The organism is Hymenobacter metallicola (genome assembly GCF_004745645.1).
GTDB lineage: Bacteria > Bacteroidota > Bacteroidia > Cytophagales > Hymenobacteraceae > Hymenobacter > Hymenobacter metallicola.
In genome coordinates this window covers 1,371,672-1,384,501 of record NZ_SRMB01000001.1, presented here as the reverse complement: position 1 = coordinate 1,384,501, position 12,830 = coordinate 1,371,672, and the positions used below count along the sequence as shown (strand labels likewise).

Here is a 12,830-nt window from a genome sequence, read left to right as displayed (position 1 = left end):
ACTCGTATATTTGCACACCCTTTCAGCAAAAAGGGACTTGTCTAGGAGAGATGGGTGAGTGGCTGAAACCAGTAGTTTGCTAAACTGCCGTAGCTCTAAAGGCTACCGGGGGTTCGAATCCCCCTCTCTCCGCCACGGGTTTTTTCAGAGCCTTGGACCACCAGAATCTGAAAGTTTCCCTTCATCGGGTTGTTCTCCTCACCGAGGGCACCTCCGAATGTTTCGGGGTGTAGCGTAGCCCGGTATCGCGCCTGCTTTGGGAGCAGGAGGCCGCAGGTTCGAATCCTGCCACCCCGACGTTGCTTGTTCCCCGTTAACTGGAACTGAAAAGGCCTTCTGAAGAACTCAGAAGGCCTTTTTTTGTAAGCACCAAGTTCTCGCGTACCTTTGGCGAGCCTTCCGCCCCTCACTTGCCTCGTTAGCTCAGTTGGATAGAGCGGCTGCCTTCTAAGCAGTAGGTCAGGAGTTCGAATCTCTTACGGGGTACTTTGTAAATGAGCTACTTAGCCTTTGGGTTGGGTGGCTCATTTGCGTTTGGTTCCTACAGAAGGACAGGCAAGGATTTCTTTACACTAGTCGGAGGAGGCTTGCTATCAGGTCGTCAGACCAACTTAGCAAGAAATCTTAGGGAGCTTAGAAGAAAAAGCTTGAACACCAGGCTGCCGAACGTAGCCGGCTGCTGGTAACGTACACGCCCCGAGAGCTAGCGGTTACGGTATAGCTACCACCGCTGCCGCCACGGCCACATGTTCGAGGCCGTACCTATTTGGCCAGGAGTACGTCGGTGCCGCCCGTGCCGATAAGTAGCGTGGTGGCAAAAAGGCTGCCTACCCGGTGAAAGTGCTTGCCACCTGCACTTCGCCGCTGGAGTTGAGGGCAGTGAACCGCCCTACAGTCGTGCCGTTGAGGCTGGCCTGCGAAAACCGCAATGTCGCCGCACCGACTGGGCTGGACGCTCGGCCAGCGCGGTCAGGCCTAGCAAGCGGGTCGTAATTCATCGTCGCATGAGTTGTCGTCAGCCGGCACTAACCGCCCATATAGCGCATTTTTCTTCACGAAAACTTTATATTGGCCGACGAATGCTCCTCGAACTCCGTAGTGAGGAAGCTCCTCCACTTTAGAGCTCCCCTACTTACTTATTCCTGTCAATTCCTCCTTCCAATGAAAAAACAATTACTTACCCTGGCGTTGCTATCCGGACTAGGCATTGCCCCGCAAGCCCAGGCGCAGTGGGTTCTCCAAAATACTGCAACACCCTCTACGCCAGGAAACCTTATTTCGGACCTGATGCACACCGTCAGTGAACAGGTTGCCTGGCAGCTCATGAGCCCCAATACAACCAACTCCCCTAGTCGCGCCTTATCTAAAACGGCCAATGGGGGAGCTACCTGGGAATACAAAGCCATCCGGGGCAATTCGAGCTTTCAGGCGGCTGGTATTCACGCCTTGGATGAAAACACGGCCTTCGTGAGTCAGTTTGGTAGTCCGGGTGGCGAAATTCTGAAAACAACGGATGGGGGCACCACCTGGACCAAGGTTACCCTCGGCGGCGAATTCACTTCGGCCAGCAGCTTCGCCAACTGGGTGTATTTTTTCGATGCCAACAACGGTGTGACCCTGGGTGACCCGACTCCCGATGGGGTTTTTGAGGTGTACACCACCAGCAACGGGGGGCGCAACTGGACGCGCGTACCGGCGGCCAACTTGCCCACTCCCCTGGATGAACTCGAATATGGTCTCACCGGTTCGTACTGTGCCCTTGGCAATACCATCTGGGCGGGTACCTCAAACGGGGATAATGGCGTGCCCGTGCGGGTTCTGAAGTCGACTGACCGCGGCCTGACGTGGACGGCCTCCGAGCTTACGCCCCTGGTAGGCGCCATCACCAAAATTGCCATGTCGGATGCCAACAACGGCATTGCATTCAACGACTCCGACCTGATTTACACAACGGACGGCGGCAACACGTGGCAGTCCCAATTCTACACCGGCAACTTCAACCATAATGATTTGGCCCATGTGCCCGGTACCAACATCATTGTCAGCGTAGGGACTTCGGTGCCAACGCCTTCGGGGCCGAATGACTACGGTTCTTCCTACACCACCGATAACGGGGCTACTTGGATCGACATTGACCGTGGCCGTGAGCACAGAACGGTTGATTTCGCCAGCCGCACGGCCGGCTACACCGGCGCCGTAACCAGTGCCAGTGGCACGGGCGGGGTCTATAAGGCCAGCGCGACAATTCTGAGCACGGCCCGTAACTCGGAGCTGCAGAAAGCCCTGGCCGTATATCCCAACCCAAGCTCGTCCGGGGTATTTGAGCTGCAACTGCGGTCGGGTATCAAGGCCGGTACTTCGGTGCGGGTGTTCGACGCCCTGGGCCGTCAGGTGCTCAACCAGCACCTGAATGCTACGGCTGTTGCTTCTCAGGTGGCCCCTATCGACTTGAGCAAGCAGAAAGCCGGGCTCTATACGCTGGAATTGCGCACCAGCGCCGGTGTCGCACAGCAGAAACTGGTTATTCAATAAATCTTTTGACTTTCCGATAACAAGCCCTTTTCACGTTGGTGGAAAGGGCTTGTTGTTTCTGGTGGGTGCGGGCTGTGCTCTAAATTCGTTATCGATTTTTGCGCCGCAACTATTTTTCATTACGGCCCTGACAAGCGTATTTTCATTACGGCCCTGACAAGCGTAAAAAACTGTGCTACAAAGCCCGCGGGCCAGGGGCATACCGCTGAGGTCAGAACGATGGCTAAATCAGGGAGAAACTTAGCCTAAGGCAGTGCGGGCAAACCCGCTCAAATCATATAAAAACTGGCAAAAACCGGATAAAATCGGTATCTTTGTATGTTAGTAGAAAGCTGAAATAATAGCGTCTTACATGAGCGAAACGAAAGAAGTAAAAGGCGGTGCCGAGTATTCCGCGGATAGTATCCAGGTACTCGAAGGCCTTGAGGCGGTGCGTAAGCGCCCCTCCATGTATATCGGCGACACGGGCATCAAAGGACTGCACCATTTGGTGTGGGAAGTAGTCGACAACTCCATCGACGAAGCCCTGGCCGGTCACTGCGACCAGATTGAAGTAACCATCAACGAAAATAACTCGATTACCGTCAAGGACAACGGCCGCGGCATCCCCGTGGACTTCCACCAGAAAGAGGGCCGCTCGGCCCTGGAGGTGGTTTTGACGGTGCTGCACGCCGGCGGTAAGTTCGACAAGGACTCCTACAAGGTATCTGGCGGCCTGCACGGGGTGGGCGTAAGCTGCGTGAATGCGCTAAGCCAGGACCTAAAAGTAACCGTGCGCCGTAATGGCCACATCTACCAGCAGGAGTACAAAATCGGCGTGCCGCAGTACCCGGTAAAGGAAATCGGTGACACCGACGAACACGGCACCCAGGTCGAATTCCTGCCCGACAACACGATTTTCACCGAGTCGGTGTACAAGTACGAAACGGTGGCCAACCGCCTGCGGGAGCTGGCTTACCTGAACAAGGGCATCCGTATTCAGCTCACTGACCGGCGGGAAAAAAACGACGACGGCACCTTCCTGGGCGAAGTATTCTTCTCCGAAGGCGGCCTGAGCGAGTTTGTGCAGTACCTCGACAGCGGCCGGCAGGTGCTCATGCCCAACCCCATTCACGTTATCAGCGAGAAGGGCGGCACGCCGGTAGAAGTGGCCCTGCAATACAACGACTCGTACCAGGAGCACATCTTCAGCTACGTCAATAACATCAACACCATCGAGGGCGGCACGCACGTAGCGGGCTTCCGTTCGGCCCTGACCCGCACGCTGAAGGCCTACGCCGACAAGTCGGGCATGCTGGAGAAGGCCAAGGTGGAGATTCAGGGCGATGACTTCCGCGAAGGCCTCACCGCCGTTATTTCGGTGAAGGTGCAGGAGCCGCAGTTTGAAGGCCAGACCAAAACCAAGCTGGGCAACTCCGACGTGAGCGGCGCGGTGAATACGGTAGTAGGGGAAATTCTGAACCAGTACCTGGAGGAAAACCCCAAGGAAGCCCGTATCATCATCGAAAAGGTGATTCTGGCAGCCCGCGCCCGGATTGCGGCCCGCAAGGCCCGCGAAATGGTGCAGCGCAAAACCGTGCTGGGCTCCAACTCCCTGCCCGGCAAGCTGGCCGACTGCTCGGAATCGGACCCCGAAATCTGCGAGCTGTACTTGGTCGAAGGGGACTCGGCCGGTGGCACGGCCAAGCAGGGCCGCAACCGTGCCTTCCAGGCTATTCTGCCGCTTCGGGGGAAGATCCTGAACGTGGAGAAGGCCCAGGAGCACCGCATCTACGAAAACGAGGAAATCCGGAACATGATTACGGCCCTCGGCGTGAGCTTCGAGAAGAAGACCGACGAGGACGATGGCAGCAGCACCCGGTCGTTGAACCTGGACAAGCTCCGCTACCACAAGGTCATCATCATGACCGACGCCGACATCGACGGCTCGCACATCCGGACCCTGATTTTGACCTTCTTCTTCCGCTACATGCGCGAACTGGTCGACAAAGGCTATATCTACATTGCCCTGCCGCCGCTGTATCTCGTGAAGCGCGGCAAGGAGGAGCGCTACTGCTGGACCGAGCAGGAGCGGATGGATGCCCAGGAGGAAATGGGCCGCGGCAAGCCCGAAACGGTGAACGTGCAGCGCTACAAAGGCTTGGGCGAGATGAACGCCGAGCAGCTCTGGACCACCACCATGCAGCCCGACACCCGCTCCCTGAAGCGCGTGGACGTGGAGTCGGCCGCCGAGGCTGACCACCTGTTCGCCATGCTGATGGGCGACGAAGTAGCGCCCCGCCGCGACTTTATCGAGAAAAACGCCAAGTACGCCAAGCTGGACGTATAAGCGCCAAGTAGTAAAAAAGCCCGCTCGATGCGGGCTTTTTTATTGTGCTTGCCTAACAAATGGCAGAGCTCCACGTGGGCCATATTGGTCATCATGCTTCAACTACGCTCAGCATAACAGGTACCATTGTAACGTCAGCAGGCAAGATTCCTCGACTCCGCTTTGCTGCGCTCGGAATGTTGGTCTGATTTAAGAACGAATTAAACAACACGCATGCGGCAGAATATTGCCTCTGGGGCACCCTGGGAAAGTATTGTGGGTTATTCCCGGGCCGTACGGATTGGCAACGTGGTGGAAGTGGCCGGCACGACGGCCCAGGACGGCGACACTATTACGGGCCGCACGGCCTACGAGCAGACCCGCCGGGCGCTGGAGAAGATAACGGCTGCCCTAACTCAGGCGGGGGCCTCGCTAACCGACGTGGTGCGCACCCGCATCTTCACCACCGACATCAGCCAGTGGGAAGAAATTGGGCGGGCCCACGGGGAGTTTTTTGCCCAGATTCGCCCTGCAGCCACAATGGTTGAGGTCCGAGCGTTGATAGATGCCCGGCTGCTGGTCGAAATTGAAGCCACGGCCGTTATTTCTTACCCGTAAAATACGCCTTTGCGCAGCCCAGCTGCGTATCTTAGCCCGCATTACTGCCTAGCCATGAAATTATTCAAATCCGCCGACCTCATTCGCAAAAGCAAATACATCAGCCGCGACCTAAGCTGGCTGCGGTTTAATTATCGGGTGCTGGACATGGCCAAGGATACGGGCCGCACGCTGTTTGACCGGCTGCGGTTTCTGGCCATTACCTCGTCCAACCTCGACGAGTTTTTTATGATTCGGGTTGGCTCGCTCTATAACTACCTCGACTACGGCAAGGAGCGGGTGGACTATTCCGGGCTGCGGGAACTGCCTTTTCGGCGCAAGCTGCTCGACTTTGCCCACCGGTTTACCAACGACCAGTCGCTGACGTACCAGAACGAGCTGAAGCCCCAATTCGAGAAGGCCGGCTTCAACATCCTGCGGATGGATGAGCTCACGGAACTGGAGCTGAAGAAAGCCGACGGCTACTTCAAGAACACCATTTTCCCGCTGCTCACGCCGATGGTCTACGACTCCTACCACGGCTTCCCGCTGATGATGAACCAGATGCTCATCTTCGGGGTCGTGACGCGCACCGGCCCCGACAGCGTGATGGACAACGGCCATGAGCGGCTCACCTTCGTGCAGATTCCGCAGAACCTGTCGCGCTTTTTTGAGCTTACCCGCAAGGACAAGGTCATTTTTGTGCCCATCGAGGAAATCGTGCGGGCCAATTTGCCCAAGCTGTTCCGCAACGTGGAAATCGTGTCGGCCGATCTGTTCCGCATCACCCGCAACGGCGACTTTACCCTAGAAGAGTCGGACGACATCGACGTGGACTTTATCAAGGAAATCCAGGTGGGCCTCAAAACCCGCAAGAAAGGACGCGTGGTGCGGCTGGAAGTCGAACACGACGCCTCGCCGGTGATGATGGCCGTGCTCAAGGAGCGGTGGAAGATTGACAACGGCAATGTGTTCGTCATCAACTCGCTAATTGACATGAAGGGCCTGCTGCAGATTCTGAAGCACCCCAACTTCCGGGGCAAGTCGACGCGGATGCCGGCCCCGGTAGTACCGCTGAGCCTGCCCGAAGGCGCGGAGGAAAACCTGTTCGAGTTTCTCAAGCACCACGACGTGCTGCTGCACCATCCCTACAACAGCATCGAGCCGGTGGTGCGCCTGCTGGAGCAGGCCGCCGAAGACCCGCACGTGCTGGGTATCAAGCAGACCATCTACCGCCTGGCCGACGACTCGCGCGTGACGGCGGCGCTGCTGAAGGCGGCTGAAAACGGCAAGCACGTATCGGTGCTGTTTGAGGTGAAAGCCCGTTTCGATGAGGAGCGTAATATTCGGGAGGGCTCCAAGCTGGAAAAAGCCGGCTGCTTCGTGATTTATGGGGTGAGCAAGTACAAGACGCACACCAAAATGCTCATGATCATCCGCAAGGAAGGGGAGAAGGTGACGCGCTACGTACACATCGGCTCGGGCAACTACAACGAGCAAACCAGCAAAATTTACACCGACGTGAGCATGCTCACGACCAACGACGTGTATGGCCACGATGTGTCGGAATTCTTCAATGTTATTACCGGCCACTCCCAGCCCGACGACTACGAATACCTGATAACGGCGCCCAAGGACATGCGCCAGCAGATCATCCACCTGATTCGGGAGGAAGTGCGCAATGCCAAAAAAGGCCTGCCCAGCGGCATTGTGATGAAAATGAACTCGTTGGAAGACAAGGAGCTCATCGACGAGTTTTACAAGGCTTCCAAGGCCGGGGTGCCGATTCGGTTTGTGGTGCGTGGCATCTGCTGCCTGCGCCCCGGCCGGCCCGGCCTGAGCGAGAACATCGAGGTGCGCAGCATCGTGGGAGACCTGCTGGAGCACTCCCGCCTGTTTTATTTTCACCAGGCCGGTAACCCGAAAGTGTACGCCGGCTCGGCCGACATCATGGTGCGCTCTTTCGACCGGCGCATTGAGGCGCTGTTCCTGATTGTCAACCCCCAGCTTAAGCGCGAGGCCATCAGCATCCTGATGCTTAATCTGCTCGACAATCAGAACTCCTACCTCATGCGCGAAGACGGGGCTTACGTGCGCAACCGCCCGGCTGAAAACGAGCCCAGCGTGAACGTACACCGCGACTTTTACCGCCGCGACGAGGAACGGCTGGCTGCGGCGACTCCCGAGGGGCTGTTGCACCTGCTCTTCCAGCAAACCCGCCGGAATAAGCAGGAAGCCGATGAAGCGGCAGCTCTGGCAGAGGAGGAAGCCAACGAACTGGCCGAAGCCTGCGCCGAGGCCCAAGAGGATGAGCTGGAGGAACTAACGGAGCAGGCGGTACAAGAAATTTCGGTAGTGCAGGCCCTGGTAGAGGGGGAACCCGACGAGAAAGCCGACTTCGCCAATTCGTGAGTTGACGTACTTCCGTTAAAAAAGCCCGTTGCGAGCAATGCAGCGGGCTTTTTTATTATTCCATGCCGTTGGTACGACTCGGAACGGTGGCCAGGAGCAGATGGTCGGCACCGTGGTTGAGCGGATCGATTTCGTCGAAGTGCTGCTCAAACAGGGTCTGGAGCATGCCGTCCTTAAGGCCAATATCGGGCACAATCATCTGGTTGACGTTGGACCACTCCATGGCCGAGAGGTAGATCTGGCCGGCGGGCACGATGACGTCGGCGCGGTCGGGGTTGAGCATGGCCACGTTTACCCGCTCATCCATGCTCATCTTGGTCAGGTTGTTCAGAATCGTGGCAATGCGCCGGCGCGTGACGGGCTTGTCGAGCGAGGGCTGGGCCAGGCTGTAGAGCTTGTTGATGTTGCCCCCGGTACCGATGGCGCGGGTGACGTGGTATTTGCGGCCATTCTCCCGTACCCAGTCTTCCATGCGCTGCCAGGTGCCGTTCAGGGCCTCGTTCGACAAGCCGCTTTCTTCCTGCTGCATGCGCCGGATAGAGCCCACTTCGAACGACTGGGAAGCCACTTTGCGCCGGTCGTGGTAGATGTTGAACTCGGTGCTGCCCCCACCTACATCAATATGCAGGTAGTGCTTGTTATCTTCCAACAGGTGCTCGATAACGCGGTTGATGTAGAAGGCCTCGTCTTGCCCGTTGATAACCTGAATCGGCATGTTGAGTTCCTTCTGCACCCGGGCCACGATTTCGGGGGCATTGGCCGCGGTGCGCATGGCCGAGGTGGCGCAAATCAGGTAGTGAGCTACGTCGTGCACTTCCATGAGCAGTTTCAGGGCGTGCAGAAACTTAACGAACTTGTCTTCTCGGGCCGTCGAAATGCGGCCGGTGGCAAACACGTCTTCGCCCAAACGCAGCGGGTAGCGCACGTATTCCACGCGTTTGAGGCGGTACCGGTCGCCGTAATGCAATACCGCTGAAATCTGACACCGTACAGCATTCGACCCAATATCAATGGCAGCCAGTTTCAGAAGCGGGTAATTCATACGATGGAGAGGAAAGAGTGGAAGGAGGGGCCAAAGATACAGGTTTGCCAAAAGTAGGCTAGCCGAATACTACGGGGAGTAGCTTGGCTATGGGTGAAAAGCCCGTAAAAAAAGCCCGACCTCAGAAAGGCGGGCTTTTTGAATTACTGGACAACTTAACTATTGGTCGATCCGGAAGCCGACGCCAAACTGCAGCAGGGCGGTCTGTTCCTCGGAGTTCTGGACGGAAATGGATAAGGCTAACTGGTCAGTGACGGGCGCAATGTAGAAGCCCCCGCCATAGCCGGCGTGCCAGCCCCCGGGCGAGTTGCCCTTGTAGTACACGCGGCCCTGGTCATAGAAACCGAAGATACCGTACGAAAAGGGCAGGAAGTTGTTGGTTACGCGGCCCAGGGCTAGGCGAATTTCGGAGTTGAGGTAGGCACTGGCGTCGCCGGTGAAGCGGTTACGGTAGTAACCGCGCAGGTTTTCGCGCTGCCCCAGGCTGGTAAATTTGTAGAACGGAATTTCGTCGACGTTGCCATAGTTCTTGGCGCCGCCACCTTTCACGACAAACGTAACCGGGATGCCGAGGCGGGCGGTGGCATAATACTCGGCGAAAAGCTGGGTCAGGCCAAAGTTACCCTCGGTGCGGTTGAGCTGGTGGTAGCTGTCGTGCTGGGCCCGCACCCGGAAGCCCCGGCGGGCAAAGGTCTGCCGGTCGCGCAAATCCAGATCGAGCAAGGCATTCAGGCCCAGCAGCCGCTGAAAAGCCGTGTTGGGGCGCCGGTCGTTGGGGCCGGGCGTTTGCTGCTCCAACTGGCCGAGCAGGCTGTTGCCGGCAAAATTAGACTGGTACTGCTCATACGTGGGTCCGAAGCGGAACACGCTGCGCTGCAGGAAAGCCCGCTCGGCAAACACGTTGCCAAGGTAGCCTTTGTAACGGGCCTTGTAAAAGTTGGCGTCGTAGAGGCCTTCGTCTTTCTGCGTGTCGTTGCCGAGGCCAAAGAAATTGTAGAACTGGAAGTAGTTGCCGTATTCAGCCCGCGCCCCAATGTCCCAGGACTTGATGGCGTGGCGGTGGCGCATGTTCAGGGCTACCTGAAAGTTACCGTTGGTGGAGCCCTGCACGTCGAAGCCGTAGAGATTTTTGTAGTCGGGCTTGCGGAAGCCCTGGCGCACAATGTCGAACCCGGCCCCGGCCCCGAATCCGTCGCTCTGGTTGTAAATCAGCGTGGCGCGCGGGTTGTAACCATCGTACTCAAAGGCTTCCCGGTCGTAGCGGTTCACCGACAGACGGTTGGAGGTGTGGTTATCGGTTTCCTTGCTCGGCTTCAGCTCGGTATCGGCCAGGTCGTACACCTTGGTTTTGGTGCGTAGCCCTGCCACCCGCGACTCATCCGTAATCCGGTCCTTGCCGTCGCCGCCGATGATGCGGACGAGCACGCTCTTGCGGGCCGAGCCCGTTACGGTGAAAATGTCCTTGCCGTCGAGGCCATAGAGGGCTACTTCATCGGTTTCCTTGGGGTCGAACGTGCGGTCAAACAGGGCTTCACCGTTGCTGTCGTCCGAGTCCTTTGCCTTGTCGAACATCTGCACCCGCACCTTGCCGTCGTCGAGGCGGTTTACCTGAAACACTTCGGCCTTGTTGGAACCTACCACATCCACGCGCTTGGCCAGCATCAGGTAATACTCGTCCAGGGCTTTGGGCAGTTCCTGAATACGGGCTTTGAGCTTGCGGTTCAGGTCGTTGCCGGAAATGGGCTGTACTTCCTTGGGCAGTTGGGCCGTGGCCTGGTCGATGGCCGCGGGCGTAATCTTCTCCTGCATGTACTTGGCCACCTGTTGCCACTGGTCCCGGGTCATGGATTGCAGCAGGAACCGGTCGAGGTGGCGGGCCGGCCAATTGAGGCTTTCCAGGTCGTGAAATTCCTCCTGGAAGTCCTCGATGCTGGGCACGGCCCACTCCCGGTTGGCAATGTAGGTCAGCAAGCCGTTCCAGAGCGTGAAGCTTTGGTCCCGGTCGCGCGGAATGGGGCGGTAAATGGTTTTCTTCCCCTGCTTGTAGCCGGCCCATTTCCAGTTGTCTTCGTGCTTGCCGAAGTCAGCCACGAGCATATCGAAAGCCCGGGCCTTGCCCAGGGCCATGGCATCCACTTGGTTGTCGTGGTCTTTATAGAGCTGGCGGAAGAAGCTGAACGAGCGGCGCACTTCGTCGGCCCCGCCGAAGCCGGGCAGGTTGGGCTTAGGGTCCACGGGCCGGTCTTCGAGCGTTCCGAGCAGGCCCGCATATTCCTGCCGGTAGGGCCCGAGCTGGTTGTTGTCGGGCAAGACGAACAGGCGCGGGCGGGCGTGCAGAATGTCGGTTTGGTCGAGCAAGGAACCCGTAACCAGGGCTGAATAAGGATGGGCCGTGGGCGTGATGTCGCGCAGCACGTCGGCGGCAATAGAGTTGCGCAGCTCGGGCGGCAGAATGCGCGTTACGTCCTTATCGACCGAGCGGAATACATACTCGGACGAGTCGGCCGCAATCAGCTTTACGGAAGTCGTCTGCCGGCCGCCACCTTTCCCAAAAATGCGCATTCCGCCTTTTTCGGCGGCCAAGTCCAGGGTTTTCACTTCTACCGGCTGGGTCCAGGAGCTACGGTAGAGCGGACCCAGAAAAAAGCGTTTGCCCGGCCCGGCCTTGTACTGCGCCCCCGGTACTACCGTAACGGTGGGCTGGAACGGGGCGTCGGGCTTGGTAGTGGCTACGCCTTGCGTGGCTGAGGGGCATTCCGGAATAAAGGCGTTGACCGGCACATTGGGCAGGCGCGGCTCCGTGCAGGCCGATTGAAACAGGGTGGTGTTGTAGGCTTCCTGGGCCGAATTTCCATCCTTGGCGAAGGTGTAGAAGTACGACTTGACGGTACCATCGGCGTAGTAGTCGATTTTGGAAAAGCCTTCTTTCGACTCATTATATAAAGCTCGGGAGTTGGCGCCCACGTGCTCTTCCTCGGCAAAGCTGCCCGACACGAGGTGGTAGTTGTCCTCGAAGCGGGCGAGTTGCAGGCTATAATCGTGGGCGGCGGCGTACACCACACCAGGGTTTTCCTTGAAGGTGCTGAGCAGGTTTTTACGCAGGTCGGCGTAGGCAGGGTTGGCAATGTCGCGCGGGGTGCCCACGTTCTGGCGGTAGGCCGCGTACACTGAGCCGAAGACGGGCAGGGGCACTCCATTATCGAAAGGAAACAGGTGGCGGCCCAGCGGAATCCGGCCCCCGTACACCCCGTTGCTCATCACCGGATGGTGACCCACCACCAGTACATTTTTGCCCCGGGTGTCGTCTAGCACGTCCTGGAGCTGCTCCCGAAACTCCTCCTTGGTCATGGTCTTGCACTCGGTGTCGGGGGCTTCGGGCTTGTCGTAGGGATGCGTCCACCAGGGCGAGTTGATGGCCACCAGCCGGACGTTGGGCGCCACGTCAATGATTTCGGGGCCGGGGCAGCCGCCGGTGGGCAGAAAGGCATTCTGGCCCGGCAGCTTCTGCTCGATGTACTCTTCCAGACGCTTTACTTTCTTGAGCCCATCGGCCCCGGAATTGTCCCAGTCTTTGTCGCCGGGCACGAAGTAGATGCGGCCGTTGGGCAGGCCCTGGACCAGGCCGATGAGCTGGTCGAGCCGGGCAGTGGTCTGGGCGTCGGGCTCTTTTTTCAAGCCTTTGTTGCTGGCAATGTCGCCTAGGTGCACTACGGTAAAAGCCCCGGTTTGCTTTTCCAGCTGCTGGCGGAGGGCACGCACATGAGCTTCCGAAACGGCGTCGCCGGCGGTATTTCCAAGCAAATAAACAGAGTGCGCCGCCGACTGATTTTGAGCAACAAGAGGAGCGGATAGTGTGGTAAGCAGCGCTGCCAGGAGCAGACGGTAGGATTTTCGCATGAGGGTAGCGAATCGTAGAAATAGAGGTATTCTCTACTGTAC

At 58.0% G+C, this 12,830-nt stretch carries 6 protein-coding genes and 3 tRNA genes; 7 read left to right on the top strand and 2 right to left on the bottom strand.

All coding sequences use genetic code 11. The features are described 5' to 3' along the window. The first annotated feature begins 44 nt into the window (after positions 1 to 44). From E5K02_RS05900 to ppk1, 7 genes are all read left to right on the top strand, one after another. A tRNA-Ser gene (locus tag E5K02_RS05900) sits at positions 45 to 135 on the top strand. Positions 136 to 223: 88 nt separating this feature from the next. Further along, a tRNA-Pro gene (locus tag E5K02_RS05895) sits at positions 224 to 297 on the top strand. Positions 298 to 412: 115 nt separating this feature from the next. Next, positions 413 to 486 (top strand) — tRNA-Arg (locus tag E5K02_RS05890). Between the two features lie 675 nt (positions 487 to 1,161). Further along, on the top strand, positions 1,162 to 2,532 hold the full coding sequence (locus E5K02_RS05885) for a T9SS type A sorting domain-containing protein (protein ID WP_135392987.1): 1,371 nt from the start codon (positions 1,162 to 1,164) through the stop codon (positions 2,530 to 2,532). Between the two features lie 352 nt (positions 2,533 to 2,884). Then, positions 2,885 to 4,861 (top strand): DNA topoisomerase (ATP-hydrolyzing) subunit B, encoded by a 1,977-nt coding sequence (gene gyrB / locus E5K02_RS05880; protein WP_135392985.1) that lies wholly within the window; start codon positions 2,885 to 2,887, stop codon positions 4,859 to 4,861. Positions 4,862 to 5,074: 213 nt separating this feature from the next. Beyond that, a complete protein-coding gene (locus E5K02_RS05875; RefSeq protein WP_135392983.1) occupies positions 5,075 to 5,458 on the top strand; it encodes a RidA family protein in 384 nt (127 codons plus the stop codon). 54 nt (positions 5,459 to 5,512) lie between these two features. Beyond that, positions 5,513 to 7,849, top strand: coding sequence for a polyphosphate kinase 1 (gene ppk1, locus E5K02_RS05870; RefSeq protein ID WP_240737162.1), 2,337 nt, complete (start codon positions 5,513 to 5,515; stop codon positions 7,847 to 7,849). Positions 7,850 to 7,904: 55 nt separating this feature from the next. Here the strand turns inward: ppk1 and E5K02_RS05865 are convergent, their stop codons facing one another. Then, entirely contained in the window at positions 7,905 to 8,891 is a 987-nt protein-coding gene (locus E5K02_RS05865; RefSeq protein WP_206025924.1) for a Ppx/GppA phosphatase family protein, read from the bottom strand. A gap of 159 nt (positions 8,892 to 9,050) precedes the next feature. Beyond that, entirely contained in the window at positions 9,051 to 12,692 is a 3,642-nt protein-coding gene (locus E5K02_RS05860; RefSeq protein WP_135392981.1) for a hypothetical protein, read from the bottom strand. Between the last annotated feature and the right edge of the window lie 138 nt (positions 12,693 to 12,830).